The following is a 16,625-nucleotide window of genomic DNA, read 5'->3' on the forward strand; positions in this document are numbered from 1 at the left end:
CGCCATCGACGGCCTGCACTGGTTCGAACTCGGCGTGGTGGAGTGGGCGTTCGCCGTGGCGCCGCGCCATCGGCTCGCACGCGAGCAGGCGCCGCTCACGCGCGAGCGTATGCTGGCCGAGCGCGGCGTGGCGGTCGGCGATTCGGCGCGGCTCACGCCGGGGCGCGGCTATGGCTTGTTCGGGGGGCAGGAGGTACTGGCAGTGCCGTCGATGCGCGCGAAGATCCTCGCGCAGCGCGAGGGCCTCGGCGTCGGCTGGGTGCCGCGGCGGCGCGCCGCGAAGCTCTTCGAGCGCGGCGAACTGGTCGAGAAGGTCACGGCGAACCCGCGCGAGCCGAACATGCTTTACGTGGCGTGGCGCGGCGAACACGTGGGGCGCGCACTGCAATGGTGGATCGACCGGCTGCGCGAGCCGCGTCTTGCCAGGCGCCTCGTGGACGGGATCGAAGTCACGGGCTGAAGCTAGCTGCCCGCGCAAACGTTCGACGGCTTCGAACGTTTGCGCCAAAACCGTCGTACGGCAGAAAGCGCGCCGCCCGGCAATATGGCTTCACAGTCTCAGATCGAGACTATCCCCTTCAAGGAGAACGTCATGAACCGCTTTGCAAACAAAACTGTCCTCGTCACCGGCGGAACCAGCGGTATCGGCCTCGCTGCCGCGCAAGCCTACGCCGCCGAAGGCGCCCACGTCATCGTCACGGGCCGCGACGAAGCCGGTCTCGAAGCCGCGCGGCGCGCGCTCGGCCCGAACGCACACGCATGGCGCAACGACGCGGCCTCGATCACCGGTGCCCGCGAACTGGCCGCCGCCGTGCGCGACGCCGGCCTGCGCCTCGACGCGGTGTTCATCAATGCGGGCGTGGCGAAGCTCGCGCCGTTCGAGCAAGTGGACGAAGCGCTCTGGGACGTCACCTTCGACACCAACGTGAAGGGCGCTTACTTCCAGATTCAGTCGCTCTTGCCAGTGCTCAACGACGGTGCGGCCATCGTGCTCAACGGCTCGATCAACGCCCATATCGGCATGCCCACTTCGTCGGTGTATGCGGCGAGCAAGGCCGCGCTGATCTCGTTCGCCAAGACGCTTTCGGCCGAACTGCTGCCGCGCGGCATTCGCGTGAACGTGGTGAGCCCCGGTCCCGTGAAGACGCCGCTCTACAACAAGTTCGGCATGGATGCCGCCACGCTCGCGGCGACCGAGGAATCGATCCGCGGGCTGGTGCCGCTCAAGCGCTTTGCGACGGTGGAGGAGATCGCTTCGACCGTGCTGCATCTGAGCGCGGCCGAATCGGCCTTCATGATCGGCACCGAAGTGATCGTCGCCGGCGGCATGGGCCAGCTTTGACGGTCCCTGAGTGATACGTACGGCGTGCGGGCGGCAGGGCGCCGCCCGCATGAGCGTCTGGCGCGCCGGTCAGGAGACCGTTTCGCGTTCCGGCGTGGCCGTGATCTTGTGGATCGACAGGTCGGTGCCGTTGAATTCCTGTTCGCGATCGATGCGCAGGCCGACGAATTTGCGCAGCAGGCCGTACACCACGAGGCCGCCGAGGAAGGCGATCACGATGCCCGCAAGCGTGCCGACGATCTGCGCGCCGAGCGAGACGCCGCCCAACCCGCCGAGCCAGCGCTGGCCGAAAATGCCCGCGGCGATGCCGCCCCACGCGCCGCACAGGCCGTGCAGCGGCCACACGCCGAGCACATCGTCGATGCGCCAGCGGTTCTGCACGCAGGTGAACATGTACACGAACAGCGCACCGGCGACCGCCCCCGTCGCGAGCGCGCCGAGCGGGTGCATGATGTCCGAGCCCGCGCACACGGCAACGAGCCCCGCGAGCGGCCCGTTATAGGTGAAGCCCGGATCGTTGCGGCCCGCGAACCACGCGGCGAGCGTGCCGCCCACCATCGCCATGAGCGAGTTGACGGCGACGAGACCGCTGATCTTGTCGACGGTCTGCGCGCTCATCACGTTGAAGCCGAACCAGCCCACCGCGAGCACCCACGCGCCGAGCGCGAGGAACGGGATGTTCGAAGGCGGATGCGCGGCGATGCGGCCGTCGCGCGTATAGCGGCCGTGGCGCGGCCCGAGCAGCAGCACGGCCGGCAGCGCGATCCAGCCGCCGAACGCGTGGACGACCACCGAACCCGCGAAGTCATGGAACGGCACGCCGAACACGTGCGTCATCGCATCTTCGAAACCGAGGCGGTTGTTCCACACCATCCCTTCGAAGAACGGATAGATGAAGCCGACGATCACAAAGGTCGCGAACAGCTGCGGATTGAACTTCGAGCGCTCGGCGATGCCGCCCGACACGATGGCCGGAATGGCCGCCGCGAAGGTGAGCAGGAAGAAGAAGCGCACGAGCGCGTAGCCGTTGTGCTCGGCGAGCACGTCGGCGTGCGAGAAGAACTGCACGCCGTAGGCGAGCGTATAGCCGATGAAGAAGTAGGCGATCGTCGAAATCGAAAAATCGACGAGGATCTTCACGAGCGCGTTGACCTGATTCTTCTTGCGCACGGTGCCGAGTTCGAGAAACGCGAACCCCGCGTGCATGGCGAGCACCATGGCGGCGCCCAACAGCAGAAATAGCGTGTCGGTGCCGGTTTTTAGATTGTCCATCTGGCGTACCCAGTTTGCCCAAAATGGGCGCATAGTCAGCAAGATGCGGGCCAGCTTCGGCGCCAAACTGGGGAATTTGCGGCCGCACCAGGCGTCAAGCCGGTGCGGCCGTGCACCGATGCGGAAAAAAGTCGATACCGTGTCGTCAGAGCGGGTGCTGGGATCTGGGGCGCATGCACCACGTTCCGGCACAAACTCGGGACCTGCGCGCAAAGGTGGGGAAATCTCGCGCCAGAATAGGGCGACTGATTCGATTTTCCTTTCCGAATCAATGGACTGTCGGCTAATCGAAATCATCTTGCGTTTTCGTGAAGGATGAACTTCGGGCGCACATGGGGCGCAAACGCCGACATAATGGCCAGATTGCCACCTCACGCACGTCCGGTAGCCCGGTACTCGCCACGCAATGCGCCTCACGACCAAAGGGCTTCTGCTGATCGCGATTCCCGCCGTATTCGAACTGAGCCTGCTGTCGGCCATCGTGAAGGCCGAGACCGACGCCGCTGCCGCGGAGCGTTGGCGCCAGCACAGCCAGGCCGTGCTGGCGCAGGCTTCGCGCGTGCTCGAACCGGTGCTGGTCGAGTCGGTCAAGCTGCGCGGTGCGGTGGCGGCCAACGACACGAGCTACGCCACACCGGTTTCGATGTGGATGGACGTGGACCGCCGCATCGACCGGCTCGTCGATCTCGTCTCCGATAATCCCTCGCAGGTCGAGCGCGCCGTGCAGATCCGTTACGCCGTGCAGAACTATCGCCAATGGTCGGACCGCGTGCAGGATCTGCTGCGCTCGGGCCGCCGCGCCGACCTCGCCGAGCGCTTTCGCGCGCTCATGGCCGCCGACGTGCTGGACCGCGTGCGCACGCAGATCGTCTCGTTACAGACCGAGGAGCGCCGCCTCGACGTGTTGCGGGTGTCCGCCGCCGAAGCGGCGCGCGCCCAGCAGCAGACGCTCGTGATGACGGCCGTGCTCGGCTCGATCGTGCTGGTCGCGCTTGCCGTCTGGGTGTTTACGCGCGGCGTGCGCGGGCGGCTCGATGCGCTGTCCGACAACGCGAACCGGCTGGCCGCGAACGAGCCGCTCACGCCGCTCACGGCGGGCAGCGATGAAATCGCCGAACTCGACCTCACGCTGCACCATATCAGCCACCGGCTGATCGAAGCCGAGCGGCTGCGCCTCGGTTTTCAGGCGGACCTCGCGCGGCGCGCGGACCAGCTCGCGCGCATCAACGAAAACCTGCGCCAGCAGACGCAGGAAAACGAGATGTTCATCCACGGCGTGTCGCACGATCTGCGCGCGCCGCTCGTGAACCTGCAGGGCTTTTCGCGCGAGCTCAATCACGCGTGCAACGACCTGCACGAGCGCATCGCCCATTCGTCGCTCTCGCCGCAGGCGCGCGCGCGCATCGAGCGGACCATCAACGAGGACATCGGCGAGGCGCTGCGCTATCTGCAAACGGCCGTGCTGCGCGCATCGCACATCATCGACGCGCTGCTGCGGCTCGCGCGCGTGGGGCGCGTGGAGTACCGGCGACAGCGCGTGAGCGTGCAGGAGCTGGTGCAGCGCGTGGTCGACGCGATGCACGCCTCGATCCGCGCACGCGGCGCGCAGGTGAGCGTGCAAACGCTGCCCGACGTATGGGGCGACCCGACGGCGCTCGAGCAGGTGTTTGCAAACCTGATCGGCAACGCGCTGAACTATCTCGATCCGGCGCGCGAGGGGCGCGTCGAGATCGGCACGGCTCATGCCCCGCCGGGCGTGGAGTCGCTGCAGATTTTCTATGTGCGCGACAACGGGCTCGGCATCCCCGAGGTGGGCCTGCCGCGGCTCTTTCAGGCGTTCCAGCGCATGCACGGCAACGTGGCGTCGGGCGAGGGGATCGGGCTCGCGCTCGTGCGCCGCGTGGTCGAGCGGCACGGTGGGCGCGTCTGGGTGGAGTCGACGGAAGGCGAGGGGACGACGTTCTATCTGTCGCTGCCCGATGCGCTTGCAGTCGCGCCGCCGTTGCCCGGCGACGCGGAACAGATCATCAGCGCGCTCGAACGCGCGGAGCGCTCGGAAGTCTCGCCCGGCGGTCTTGCAGGATATGGTGCGAGCGATGGCGCGGGTGGCGCGAGCCCGAAGGGCACCGTGCGAAGCGAATTGCGGACGGGGCCCACCACGGGGTTGCGACCGCCGGCAGGCGCATAGCCCCCCAGACAAGCGCTCAGCACGGGCTGAAGATGCGCCGCGGCTTGAGCAGGCGGCTCGCGCGAAACGTCCAGATGGCGCCCATGCCAGCGAGCGCTAGCGCGATGGCCAGCATGGTGTGATGACTGATGGCGATGCCGAACGGCTCGCCCAGCGGCAAGACGAAGCCGCGCACGAGCATGAGCAGCGCGGCCCACAGCGCGAACGCCCCGTGCAGGAGCAGACGCGTGCCGCGCAGGTGGCGCGCGCGGTCGCTCAAGCTGCCTTTGCGGCCGCCGCGCCTGCATAAAAAGAGGATCGCCGCCAGGGCGATCGCGAGTATCACAAGCCAGTCCGTTAGTTCCACGACACCCACTCCGTACTCCAGAACAAGTGGCGGCTATTCTGGCCAGCGGGGCGTTGCGGCGATATCGGACCAGTCCGAATTGGCGGCCGGCGCGCGCCGCGCCCCGTGCGAAAAAGGGGCGGCGCGCGACTGGATCAGCGCTCGCTCACGGCTCGATGCGCGTGCCGAGGAGCGCGAGGAACTGGCGCAGCCATTCGGGGTGGGCAGGCCACGCCGGCGCCGTGACGAAGGGCGCGTCCGTCACGGCGCTGTCGATGGCGATGTCGGCATATTCGCCGCCCGCGAGCCGCACCTCGGGCGCGCAGGCCGGATAGGCCGAAATGCGCTTGCCGCGGATCACCTCGGCCGCGGCGAGCAGCTGGGCCGCATGGCAGATCGCCGCGATGGGCTTGTTCCCGTGGGCGAAGTGACGCACCATCTCGATGACCTTCGGGTTGAGGCGCAGGTATTCGGGCGCGCGTCCCCCCGCAATGGCGAGCGCATCGTAGCTGGCGGCGTCGATTTCGTCGAAAGTCGCGTTGAGCGCGAACTGGTGCCCAGGCTTTTCGGTGTAGGTCTGGTCGCCCTCGAAGTCGTGGATGGCGGTCTTCACGCGCTCGCCGGCCTTCTTGCCGGGGCACACGGCGTCGACGCGGTGGCCGACGGCCTGCAGCGCCTGGAACGGCACCATCGTTTCATAGTCTTCGGCAAAATCGCCGGTGAGGAACAGGATCTTCTTGACGGCCATCGTTTGTCTCCAGAGGTGGACGGTGGAACAGATCGTGCGCGTGGGCAGTCTACTCCATCATGTTTGACGATTTCGCAAAGCACGGCGTCGCGGGCGACGCACTGCACACCATCGACTGGCGGCCCTACGTGCCGGGCCGCGATGCGAGCGCGTTGGCCGCGTTGTTCCGCGCGTCCGTGTGCACACTCGCTGCCTCGTTCTACGACGCGGCGCAGCGCAGCGCGTGGGCCGCGGCCGCCGACGATCTCGCGGACTTCGACGCGCGTCTTTCACGCGGGGTCACGCTCGTGGTGCACTGTGACGGCGCGCCAGCGGCATTCGGGCAGCTCTTTCCGCTCGATCACGTCGAGATGCTTTACGTCGCGCCGGCGTGGTCGCGCCGCGGCCTCGCGACGGCGTTGCTGGCGCGGCTCGAAGCGCTCGCGCGCGAGGCACGCTCGACGGTGTTGAGCGCCGATGCGAGCGCGGTGTCGCGGCCGGTTTTCGAGCGCGCGGGCTTTTCGCTGATTTCGTCAGAAACGGCGTTGCGCGACGGCGTATCATTGCCGCGTTTTCATCTATGCAAGCCGCTTCATGCGGCGAATTTTTCAGGATGACCATGTATTCGAAGGTTTCGACGCAAAGGCTCACGCTGGCCTCCCTGCTCGTGTGTGCGGCGCTCGCCGCCGGCTGCAACAAGCACGACGCTTCCGCACCCGATCTGGGCAAGCAGTCCGCCGACGCCGTGAAGCAGGCCACCCAGGACGCCGCCAGCCAGGCCGCGCAGCAGGCGGCGCAAACGCTCGACAAGGCCGCGAGCTTCGTGAACCAGCAACTCGGTGCAGCGCAGCAGAAGCTCGATTCGGCGGCTTCGCAAGGCCAGCAGGCGAGCGCGTCCACGGCCGAGCTGGCTTCGGCGGCGCAGGGCCAGTTGCGTGGCGCGGCAAGCACGGCGCAAGCCTTGCTCGGGCAGGCCGCCGCGGCCACCGGCACCGGTTTGACGAGTGCGGGGCACTCGTTGCAACGCTGGGCGAGCAACGCCGCCGCGTCGGCGCCGGCATCGGATGCTGCGAAGTGAGGCCGCAACCGTGCGGCCCGCGGCTCACGGGTTGACGCTACGAATTAATGTAATTATGATGGTTACACTTTTTGGCGCACGTGGTTCGCACCATTCGCGCGCCGCTCAGCAGTGGCAGGTTCGCCGTGAATACGAGTAGCCGTTTCGCTTTTGCCGTTCACGTGCTCGCACTGCTGGCGCAGCAGGAGGGCGTGCCGCTGTCGTCGGAGATCATCGCGGGGAGCGTGAACACGAATCCCGCGCTGATTCGCCGGCTCCTGTCGATGCTTGCCAGCGCGGGCCTCACGACGTCGCAATTGGGCGCGGGCGGCGGTGCGCTGCTGGCGCGCGAGCCGCAGGCAATCACGCTGCTCGACGTCTACCACGCGGTCGACGACGCGCAGTTGTTCGCCATGCACCGCGAGGAGCCGAATCCGGCCTGCCTCGTCGGGCGTCATATCCAGCAGACGCTGCGCGGCGTGATCGACGACGCACAGCGCGCCATGGAGGCGTCGCTCGCCACCCGCACGCTCGCGGACGTCGTCGACGACATGGCGCGCAGCGAGCGCAAGCTCGAACGCGCGCGGGCGCGGCGAGCCTGAGCGGGCTGCGCGCAACCAGAATCATCAGCGGGGCATTGCCCCGTTTTTTCGCCCCCAAAATGTAACTTCGTTAGTTACATAAATACGGAAAACAGGAGTCAGTTCATGAGCAAGACGCTGAAAATCGCCCTCTTTGGCGCAACGGGCATGGTCGGTTCGCGCATCGCCGCCGAAGCGGCGCGCCGCGGCCACGAGGTGAGCGCGCTGGTGCGCCAGCCCGAGCGCGTGGCGGCCGCACCGAACGTCCACGCGGCGAAGGCCGATCTGCTCGACGCGGCGAGCATCGCCGCCGCGGTGCGCGGCCACGATGTGGTGGCGAGCGCCTACGCGCCGCCCAAGGATCAGCTCGACGACCTGCTGGTCGCGAGCCGCGCGCTCGTGGACGGCGTGCGCGCTGCAGGGCTCAAGCGCCTCGTGGTGGTGGGCGGCGCCGGCTCGCTGGAGGTCGCGCCCGGCAAGCAGCTCGTCGATACCGCAGGCTTCCCCGACGCCTACAAGGCGATCGCGCTCGCCCATCGCGAGGCGTTCGACTACTACCGCACGGTCACCGACATCGACTGGACCTTCTTCGCGCCGGCCGCGATCATCGCACCCGGCGAGCGCACGGGCACGTTCCGCACGGGCGCCAATACGCTGATCGCCGATGCGAAGGGCGAGAGCCGCATTTCGGCCGAGGACTACGCGATCGCCTTCGTCGACGAGCTGGAGCAGGGCCGCTTCATTCGTCAGATCACAACGGTGGCCTACTGAGGCGCGGCGCGGCGCGCCCTGCGCGCTGACAAACTGTTACGCACGCGCGCGGCGCGGCGAGGTGGAGTGCGGCTAAACTGGAAAGTCCTGTTTTTGCCCCTCCGCCATGAATACCAGCATCGGACGCGATGGCGCGGGCGCCGGGCCGTCGCGCATGCGCTTCGGGCCGGCGGATCGTGCACTTCTTTCACGCGCCACGCCGGCGCGCCAGGGTGTTCGCGCGTTCCTGCGCGCGCTCATGCTCCTCGCATGCCTCGCGGCGTGCCTCGCCACGCCGCTGCGGGCCGCCGCCCAAGCCGCGCCGGCGCCCGTGCTGCCGGTGCTCAAGAGCATCATCACCGGGGCGCCGGCGGCTGCCTCGGGAGCTTCGGCGGCCGAGGCAGCCTCGGCGCCGTCACCGGCGAGCCAGGCCGAGTTCACGCGCTCGCTCGACAGCGTCATCAATACGCTCGACAACGAGCGCCAGCGCACCGCGCTCCTGAATCAGCTCAAGAAGCTGCGCAGCGCGTCGCAAAACGCGGCGCCCGCGCCCGCTTCGGGCGCGGCGGCGAACTCGGCGGGGCTGCTGGGCGCGATCGCGTCCGGGCTCGCCTCGGTCGAGGCGGACGCGCGCCGCGGCCGCAGTCCGTTTCACTACTGGGCGGGGCGCTTCAGGGCAGCCGGCGTCGAGCTTTACGACATCGCCTCGGGCGGGGAGGGCGAAAGCCTCGGCCGCATCGTGTTCGATCTGTTCGCCATGCTGGCCGGCTGGGGCGCGTGCGCCGCGGTGCTGCGCTGGATCGAGCGGCGGCTGCTCAGGCGTTTCGATGTCGAGACCGGCCTGCGGCCCGATCCGCGCACCATCGATCTGCTGATTTTCGTCGTGCATCGTGCGGCGCCATGGATCGTGGCGTTCCTCGGCGCGCTCGTGGTCGAGCGTTCGCTGCCGGACGCGCTCGGGCGCACGCTCGCGCTCGTGATCGCCTACGCGATCGTCGCGGGCGCGGTGTTTTCGTCGATCTGCCTGATCATGTTTTCGCTGTTCGGCTCGGGGCACCGGCGCGCGGCCGTGCGCCTCCTGATCGCGCGCGCGCGCCGGCTGCTCTTTGCGATCGGCGTGCTGGCCGCGCTCGGCGACGCCGCGACCAATTTCGAAGTCGCGCGCCAGTTGGGCGCGAACCTGGCTGCCCTGGTCAGCACCGCCGCGAACATGGCGGCCGCGGTGTTGACGGTAGTATTCGCCTTTGGCTTCCGGAGGCCGGTCGCGCATCTGATCCGCAACCGCAGCTATTCGCTGCGTCACGGCCACAAGGCGCTCACCGAAGTCCTCGACGTGCTCGCCTCGCTCTGGCAGCTGCCGATGCTGCTGCTCGCCGGCGCTTCGATCGTCGCCACGTTCGGCGGCATCGGCAGCCGCGACGACGTGCTGCAGATCTCGGTGGTCTCCGCGCTCCTGCTCGTGCTCGCGTTCTTCCTCTCGGCGGTCGTGCTGCGCATCACGCGGCCGAACCCCGCGCGCGTGCGGCGGCGCTCGCCGTATCTGCGGCGCCTGTTGCGCTTTGCCGGCACGCTGCTCGTGGTGTTCATCTGGTTCGCGTATTTCGAGTCGTGTGCGCGCCTCTGGGACATTTCGCTCGCCGCGATCATCGAGGCGAGCGTGGCCGCGCGCGGCATCGCGCACGCCATTTTCGCGATCGTGTCGACGGTGTTCCTCGCCTGGCTCGTCTGGATCACGGTCGACACCGCGATTCTCGAAGCGCTCAATCCGAGCGGTCCGCGCACCAAGGGCCGCGCGCCCAGCACGCGCGCGCGCACCATGCTGCCGCTCGTGCGCAACGCGGTGCTCGTGACGATCCTCACCATCACGGGCATCGTCACCGCGGCGAATCTCGGTATCAACGTCACACCGCTGCTCGCCGGCGCGGGCGTGATCGGTCTTGCGATCGGCTTTGGCGCGCAGTCGCTCGTGGCCGATCTCATCACCGGTCTGTTCATCATCATCGAAGAGACGATTTCGGTGGGCGACTGGATCGACATCGACAACGGCCATGCGGGCACGGTCGAGCATCTGTCGATCCGCACCGTGCGGCTGCGCGACGGGCAGGGCGCGATCCACGCGATCCCGTTCTCGCAGATCAAGATCGTGAAGAACCTCTCGCGCGATTTCGCGTTCGCCGTGTTCGAAGTGCGGGTGCCGTTCTCGGTCGATCTCGATACGGTGACGCGCATGATTCGCGAGACCGGCGCGGAACTCGTGGCCGACTTCCGCTATCGCCGCGAGATACTCGGGCCCGTGGAAGTGTGGGGCCTTGACCGGTTCGACCCGAACTGGATGGTCGTGAAAGGGCAGATCAAGACGCGACCGCTGCAGCAGTGGAGCGTGGCGCGTGCGTTCAATGCGCGCCTGAAGCGCCACATGGACGAGGCCGGCATCGAGATGCCGGTGCCGCAGATGCAGGTGCACATGTCCTCGCGCAGCGGCGATGTCGAGGAGCCGCATGGTCATCCGCATCCGTCTGGCGTGCACGTGGGGGGCGGCGTTGCGCGCGATGCCTCGCACGAGCCGCGGCCTGCGCCGCCGCCGACGGCGGGGCCCGAGGGCGCGCCGCCGCAGATTCCCACCGCGGGCAGCCGCGGCTGACGGTCTGTGCCGCTCACGCCAGCTCAAATCACCTTGTCGCGTCGCAGTTGCGCGAGCGCCCGGCCGCTGCGCGGCGGCCTTGCTCAGTCAGCTTGCGTTTTCGTTCGATCTGCTGATGATTGGCGATATCGTGGCGGTCAGGCCGCGCGGCGCGCTCCGCAATCAACGAGGGCGCACTGCAACGCACTATGACGCCATCGATGGATATGGCTCAGTCGCGTTAAGTCGCAAGCGCCGTCTTGCGCACGAGAGGCAGCACGTCGTTGACCTGCGTTGAGATGTGCTCGGCGGCGACGCCGTAGACATGCAGCGACACGGCCTGCACGTTGCTGCCGTTCGAAAGCCGGTGAATGCCGGCGCGCCCGCGGCCGCCGAACGACACCGCGCCGCTCGCGCGCGGATGCGAGCGAACCACGTCGGCGCCCTGACGGGCGCCGTCCCACGCATAGAGCGTTTCGGTCAGCGTGCCGTCGAGCACGGCGTAACCGCACCACGTGTGATGTGCATGGATCGGGCTCGCGTGGCCCGGTTGCCAGACCAGCGCCGCGACCGTGTAGCGGCCGCGGCTGTCGGCCGCGATGACATGACGCCGGTACGTCTCGGCGCTGCCTTCGCGCTGCGCGTGCGTGATGAGCGCCGGGTCGGCGCGCGCACGCGTGAGCGCCGCGCGCATGCCGCGCGCGAAGCGGGCGCAGCGCGACGGGTCGGCGGGCGTCGCGCACGCATCGAAGGCGGCGTCGAGTGCGGCGGTGAAGCGCGCGACGGCGGCAGCATGCTGCTCTGCGGTGTGGACGGCGCTCAACAGGGCGAGTTCGGCAGGGGCGTTCATGGTGTGTTTTTCTTCCGGTTTCTACAAGAAGATTTATAGCCGTTCGCGCCTGGAAAGCGTTTTCCTATTCTTTTCCCGTTTGCCCATCGTGTAGAATAAATTTCTACGCTTCGGGGAGTGCGGAAATGGATCTCATCGACAGAAAGCTGGTTGAGCTGCTTCAGCAGGACGCGACCATGCCGGTCGCGGAATTGGCGCAGCGCGTCAATCTTTCGCAAACGCCGTGCTGGAAGCGCGTGCAGCGCCTGAAGGAAACGGGCGTGATCCGCGCGCAAGTCGCTCTGTGCGACCCGCGCAAGCTCGGCGTGGGGACGACGGTGTTCGTCGCCGTGCGCACGAACCAGCACACCGAGGCATGGGCGCAGACCTTCACGCGCGCCGTGCAGGAGATTCCCGAGATCGTCGAGGCGTATCGCATGAGCGGCGAGACCGACTACCTGCTGCGCATCGTGGTCTCCGATATCGACGATTTCGACCGCGTCTACAAGCAGCTCATTCGCGCCGTGCCGCTGTTCGACGTCAGTTCGAGCTTCGCGATGGAGCAGCTCAAATATTCGACGGCCCTACCGGTGCGCAGCGGCACCTAGCGGCACCTAGCGGCATCTGGCGGCCTGCGGCGCAAGCCGTCTGCAAGGCATGGCGGCGTAGAATGCCCGTTCCTGTCATCCAATTCGAGGCTGGGCACGACCGATGAACGAACCGCGCAAGAAGAACCCCACCGTTGGCGTTGCCGTGCTCATCATCGTGGTGGTGCTGTTCGTGATCGGCACCGTGCTGTTCAACGCGCTGAAAAGCAAGCGCGAGTACGAAGAGACTATGGGCGCCAGCGCGGCGCATGCGTCCGCGAGCACGGCCGCCTCGCAAGCCGGCGGCTCGACGCAGTGACGCGCCGGTCGGTCTCCTGCTTATTCCTCCGGTAGCCGGATGATGCTCGCGTCCCGGCGAATCAGCCAGGACGCCGTGATCATCTGCTTGCACTGGTGGGCGAGCAGCTTGAGTTCCTGGGGCAGTTCCGCCGAAGCGCCGAGCGCGCGCTCGGCTTCCACCACCATCGCATCGAGTTCGCGCGTGAGCTGCTTCGTGATGTCGGCCTGATCGGCGGGCGCAGGCGTGCCCGCTTCGGCCGCGACGAGGTTCTCGCGCACGCACGACAGCGCGCGCTCGAGTGCGTCGAGCTTGAGCTCCGGCTGGTCGGGCCGCGCCGTGCTGCGCAGGAGCGGGGCGGTGGCAGTGATCTGCGAGGCGAGCACGTGGCTGCGCACGAGCAGGTCGTTGAGCTCGGGCACGAACTTCTGCGCGGCCTTCGGTTCGAGCATCATGCGCTGGAACGCCTGGCCGAGATTCGCGAACGCCACGTGCACGTTCTTGCGCGCGAGCCGGTAGCGGAAGTCGCGCGCGAGCGACGGTGCCGCTGCGGCTGCGCCCGCGGTGGCCTGCGCGGTTTGCGCAGCGGCCTTCGCGCCCACGGCCGACACGGGCGAGCCCGGCGCGCCGGCTGTGGGCGAGTCGTCGAGGGTCGCGGCGGTGGCAGCGACGGGATCGTCGATGACGCTCGCCGCGTTCGCCGAAGCGCTCGCCATCGCGCTCGCGCTGCCGGGCAGCAGCGGATTCGCCACGCCGCCCGCATCGGCCGCGCGCGTCGCCGCGGGCGCCGCATGGGCGGCCACGCGTGCGCCGGCCTCGCTCACCGCGGCCCCCGCGAACGCCGGCTGCGGCGCGCTCGTGCGCCCGCTCCACCACCAGCTCGCCTCGAGATAGCTGCGCGTCGCGGCGATCATGTCGTGCACGAGCTTGCCCATCAGGCGGTATTCCCAGTACGGGAACAGATGGCTCGCGGCGATGGCGATCATGCAGCCCACCACCGTGTCGATCGCGCGCTCGCCGATGATGCGCATGCTGCCCGGCGCGAGCAGATGGAACATCAGGAGCACGTAGGCCGACGTGAACACCACGCTCGCCGTGTAGTTGAACAGCAGGAGGCTGTAGCTCATCACCATCGCCGCGAACATCGAGACGAGCAGCACGAGCGGCTGCTTCACGAGCAGGATCAACGCGATGCTCGCGATACAGCCGATCAGCGTGCCGACGATACGCTGCGCGTTGCGCTGGCGCGTGAGCGAGTAGCCAGGTTTCAGGATGATGATGCTCGTCATCACGATCCAGTAGGCGTTGGTGAGCGGCAGAAGCCGCCCGAGCCAGAAGCCCACCGCCACGGCGATCGTCACACGCAGCGCGTGGCGAAAGCTCGGCGAGGCCATCGTGAGATTCGAGAAGATCTGCAGCCAGGACACGCGGCGGTTCGTCACGAAGCGCGTGAGCGCCTCGTCGATGCGCAGCTCGGTTTCGGTCGTCGGCACTTCGCTCGCGAGGCTGCGGCGCATGCGGTCGATCAGGCGTGTCGCGCTCCAGATGCGCCGGAACGACGCCGAGATCGCCGCATAGGCCTCCGGGTCGGTCGCGGCCAGGTCGCGCTTTTTCAGCAGCTCGAGTTCGTATTCGATGGCGCGCAATTCGGCCTTCACGTTCACGCTCGCGCGCGGCGCCTCGTTTTGCAGCACCGCGAGGCCGATGTCTTCGAGATCGGCGGCGGCCTTGCGGATCAGGTCGCGGTAGAACACGAGCAGGTCGGAGCCGCCGAAGGTGTTGCGCACGAGCGGGTAGTCGGTGTGCGCGCCAACGAACAGCTCGTGCAGATCGACCGTGTTGATGAACAGGTTGAAGTGCATCGCGCGCCGCGCATCGATCTTGCCGGCCCTGAGCTTGGGCAGGTTGCGCAGCACGATGTCGCGCGCCGCGTCCTGGCGCTCCACAGCGGCGATCTGCTTCGCGACGAGGTTGCGATAGCACTCGTCGAGATCGTTGTCGAGGTCGAAGAACTGGGCGCGCGCGAGCAGGTAGTCGGCGCAGGCGAACACGCTTTCGGCGAGCGCCTGCTGCTCGATGCGATCGAGCATGAGCTGGCTGATCAAGGTCGACCACGCCGTGTACCAGAGGCCGCCCAGCAGAATCCACAGCGCATTGACGAGCGCGAGGTGCGGTGTGAAATGCTCCTCGAGCGTCATCACCATCATGAAGAGGGTGGCGAAGCTGATCTGCGGCCAGCGGTTGCCGTAGACCACGATCAGCGAGAGCACGAAGGTGAGCGGCACCACGGAGGCCCAGAGCGCGATGGGACTGAAGGTGGCGAGGCCCGTGGCGTAAGCGGAGAGGAACCCGATCACGCTGCACGCGAGCATTTCGTTGCGCTTGTACTTGAGCGGCCCCGGCATGTCGACCACGCAGGCGCCGAGCGCGCCGGTCGAGATGGTGAAGCCCAGCTCGCTCTTGTGAAAGACGAACAGACAGAGGACGGCGGGAAGCGAGATGCCGATCGCGATGCGCAGGCCGCCGTAAAAGTACTGGCTATAGAGGAATTTCCTGATTTCTACGGAGTAGCGCATCGACTGCCGGGGAAGTTCGAGAGCGGACGGTACGCCGCGGACTGTGGCGCTGAGTCTAACGTATTTCGGGCGCGATCTGACCGCCGATGCGTGCCGGACCGGGCGGAAGCTGGCGCCGCCGTCTCAGTCCACGCTGAGCGTGCTCGCGTTCGTTGCCGCGGCCGCGTCGCCGAGCAGGCCGTGCGTGCCGTGAATGCGCCGCATGCGCGTGCGGTACCAGAAGGTCCAGGCCATCAGGCCGCCGAACACGCCATAACCGATGATCGGCGAGACGACGAGAAACCGCTCGATCGGCCAGGTGGCGGCCAGATAAGTGCGCAGCGCGGAATCGAGACAAAGCCCGAAGCCCCAGATGAACGTGAGCAGCCGCATGGCCGCCGCGAAGCTCGCATTCTCCTTCCAGAGTTGTTCGAGGCGCGCGACGCCCTCGCGGGTCTCGCGCGCGACCGTCGCTCGCGTGAGATAGAACACGAGCGGGCGCTTCGCGAGGAGCGAGATCAGGAACGCGGCGCCGATCGCGCCCGAGGCGAGGCTTTCGCGCATCAACAGCACGCGCGGGCTGCCGCCGAACGCCACGGCGAGCAGAGAGAGCACGATGCCGAGCAGGATGACGGCGGAGAGCGCATCCACCCGCCGAAAGCGCACCAGTTCGACGATGCTCCAGGCAAGCGGCGGCGCGGCCGAGGCAATGAGGCCGCCGACTTCGCCCCAGTGCGGCTCGGCGAGACGGTAGGCGACCCAGGGAAGCAGCAGGTTGACCGCCAGTTCGGCAACGAATGCGGGACGCAGCTTCATGGGGTGCGTGCTCCTGAGGGTTCGCCCAAGGGAATGTCGCAAGTATGGTTCATGCGCCGCGCGGCGGCAAACTGGCTGCGCCGCGCGCCGCGCGCCGCGCGCCGACTGCGGGGGCGGTATTGCGCATGCCTGCGGCGCATCGACCCGCCGCTTGCGCGAGGAGGTGTCACGCCTGTGTCATGCCTGTGTCGATTCAGCTGCGCTGTGCGACACTGCCGCGTGTCCGGCCCGATGCGGCCTGCTTTCTTTCTGGTTGCCCATGACCGCACGCGCGCCCATCCCGTTGCAGGAAATCGAACTCGTCGCCGTTCGCGCACAGGGCGCGGGCGGCCAGAACGTGAACAAGGTGTCGAGCGCGATTCATCTGCGCTTCGACATCCGCGCCTCGTCCTTGCCCGAGGTGCTCAAAATGCGCCTGCTCGCGCTCGCCGACCGGCGGATTACGAGCGAGGGCGTGGTCGTGATCAAGTCGCAGGAATACCGCACCCAGGAACAGAACCGCGTGGCCGCGCTTGCGCGCCTCGAGGAACTGGTCGACAGCGTGAGCGTGACGCGCAAGGCGCGCGTGGCGACGCGCCCTACGCGTGCCTCGAAGCTGCGCCGGCTCGACAGCAAGGCGCGCACCGGTGAGTTGAAGGCGGGGCGCCGGCGCGTCACCGAATAGTTCCCCGGACCGCG

General features: G+C 67.8%; 17 protein-coding genes. 11 read left to right on the forward strand and 6 right to left on the reverse strand.

Translation table 11 applies throughout. From position 1 onward, the window contains the following. The coding region (locus tag AB4Y44_RS28525) for a LysR substrate-binding domain-containing protein (RefSeq protein WP_368701481.1) at window positions 1–460 on the forward strand (460 nt) is incomplete at its 5' end. A 132-nt stretch (window positions 461–592) separates the two neighbouring features. Then, window positions 593–1,342 carry an SDR family oxidoreductase gene (locus AB4Y44_RS28530; RefSeq protein ID WP_368701482.1) on the forward strand — a complete coding sequence of 250 codons (750 nt, stop codon included), beginning with the start codon at window positions 593–595 and terminating at the stop codon, window positions 1,340–1,342. Window positions 1,343–1,411: 69 nt separating this feature from the next. On the opposite strand, the gene AB4Y44_RS28535 is transcribed toward AB4Y44_RS28530, so the two are convergent. Beyond that, window positions 1,412–2,614 carry an ammonium transporter gene (locus AB4Y44_RS28535; protein WP_368701483.1) on the reverse strand — a complete coding sequence of 401 codons (1,203 nt, stop codon included), beginning with the start codon at window positions 2,612–2,614 and terminating at the stop codon, window positions 1,412–1,414. 406 nt (window positions 2,615–3,020) lie between these two features. On the opposite strand from AB4Y44_RS28535, the gene AB4Y44_RS28540 reads away from it, so the two are divergent. Further along, window positions 3,021–4,802 (forward strand): ATP-binding protein, encoded by a 1,782-nt coding sequence (locus AB4Y44_RS28540; protein WP_368701484.1) that lies wholly within the window; start codon window positions 3,021–3,023, stop codon window positions 4,800–4,802. Window positions 4,803–4,818: 16 nt separating this feature from the next. Here AB4Y44_RS28540 and AB4Y44_RS28545 read toward each other — a convergent pair whose 3' ends face one another. After that, window positions 4,819–5,148: a hypothetical protein gene (locus tag AB4Y44_RS28545; RefSeq protein ID WP_368701486.1), complete on the reverse strand. Its 330-nt coding sequence runs from the start codon at window positions 5,146–5,148 to the stop codon at window positions 4,819–4,821. Window positions 5,149–5,293: 145 nt separating this feature from the next. Then, window positions 5,294–5,875, reverse strand: a complete 582-nt coding sequence (locus tag AB4Y44_RS28550; protein WP_368701487.1) for a DJ-1/PfpI family protein — start codon at window positions 5,873–5,875, stop codon at window positions 5,294–5,296. A gap of 59 nt (window positions 5,876–5,934) precedes the next feature. On the opposite strand from AB4Y44_RS28550, the gene AB4Y44_RS28555 reads away from it, so the two are divergent. The 5 genes from AB4Y44_RS28555 to AB4Y44_RS28575 all read left to right on the forward strand — a co-directional run bounded on the left by AB4Y44_RS28555 (window position 5,935) and on the right by AB4Y44_RS28575 (window position 10,883). Beyond that, a complete protein-coding gene (locus AB4Y44_RS28555) occupies window positions 5,935–6,471 on the forward strand; it encodes a GNAT family N-acetyltransferase (RefSeq protein WP_368701488.1) in 537 nt (178 codons plus the stop codon). A 2-nt stretch (window positions 6,472–6,473) separates the two neighbouring features. Continuing rightward, window positions 6,474–6,932, forward strand: coding sequence for a hypothetical protein (locus AB4Y44_RS28560; RefSeq protein ID WP_342920670.1), 459 nt, complete (start codon window positions 6,474–6,476; stop codon window positions 6,930–6,932). A 125-nt stretch (window positions 6,933–7,057) separates the two neighbouring features. Further along, window positions 7,058–7,513, forward strand: coding sequence for an Rrf2 family transcriptional regulator (locus AB4Y44_RS28565; protein ID WP_342920669.1), 456 nt, complete (start codon window positions 7,058–7,060; stop codon window positions 7,511–7,513). 105 nt (window positions 7,514–7,618) lie between these two features. Then, a complete protein-coding gene (locus AB4Y44_RS28570) occupies window positions 7,619–8,263 on the forward strand; it encodes an NAD(P)-dependent oxidoreductase (RefSeq protein ID WP_368694663.1) in 645 nt (214 codons plus the stop codon). A 238-nt stretch (window positions 8,264–8,501) separates the two neighbouring features. After that, complete coding sequence (locus tag AB4Y44_RS28575) at window positions 8,502–10,883, forward strand: mechanosensitive ion channel family protein (RefSeq protein ID WP_368701510.1); 2,382 nt, start codon at window positions 8,502–8,504, stop codon at window positions 10,881–10,883. A gap of 220 nt (window positions 10,884–11,103) precedes the next feature. Here AB4Y44_RS28575 and AB4Y44_RS28580 read toward each other — a convergent pair whose 3' ends face one another. Further along, on the reverse strand, window positions 11,104–11,712 hold the full coding sequence (locus AB4Y44_RS28580) for a cysteine dioxygenase (RefSeq protein WP_368701489.1): 609 nt from the start codon (window positions 11,710–11,712) through the stop codon (window positions 11,104–11,106). 125 nt (window positions 11,713–11,837) lie between these two features. Between AB4Y44_RS28580 and AB4Y44_RS28585 the strand changes: the two genes are divergently transcribed. After that, window positions 11,838–12,299: an Lrp/AsnC family transcriptional regulator gene (locus AB4Y44_RS28585; RefSeq protein ID WP_028204798.1), complete on the forward strand. Its 462-nt coding sequence runs from the start codon at window positions 11,838–11,840 to the stop codon at window positions 12,297–12,299. 103 nt (window positions 12,300–12,402) lie between these two features. Further along, window positions 12,403–12,597: a hypothetical protein gene (locus AB4Y44_RS28590; RefSeq protein WP_368701490.1), complete on the forward strand. Its 195-nt coding sequence runs from the start codon at window positions 12,403–12,405 to the stop codon at window positions 12,595–12,597. A 20-nt stretch (window positions 12,598–12,617) separates the two neighbouring features. On the opposite strand, the gene AB4Y44_RS28595 is transcribed toward AB4Y44_RS28590, so the two are convergent. Together AB4Y44_RS28595 and AB4Y44_RS28600 are read right to left on the reverse strand one after the other, a co-directional pair. Further along, a complete protein-coding gene (locus AB4Y44_RS28595; RefSeq protein WP_368701491.1) occupies window positions 12,618–15,152 on the reverse strand; it encodes an FUSC family membrane protein in 2,535 nt (844 codons plus the stop codon). Window positions 15,153–15,275: 123 nt separating this feature from the next. Then, entirely contained in the window at window positions 15,276–15,947 is a 672-nt protein-coding gene (locus tag AB4Y44_RS28600) for a VC0807 family protein (protein ID WP_368701492.1), read from the reverse strand. A gap of 259 nt (window positions 15,948–16,206) precedes the next feature. Between AB4Y44_RS28600 and arfB the strand changes: the two genes are divergently transcribed. Further along, window positions 16,207–16,611, forward strand: a complete 405-nt coding sequence (gene arfB, locus AB4Y44_RS28605) for an alternative ribosome rescue aminoacyl-tRNA hydrolase ArfB (RefSeq protein WP_342920663.1) — start codon at window positions 16,207–16,209, stop codon at window positions 16,609–16,611. Window positions 16,612–16,625: the final 14 nt, after the last annotated feature.

The organism is Paraburkholderia sp. BR10937 (genome assembly GCF_040965695.1).
In the GTDB taxonomy this organism is placed as follows: Bacteria; Pseudomonadota; Gammaproteobacteria; order Burkholderiales; family Burkholderiaceae; genus Paraburkholderia.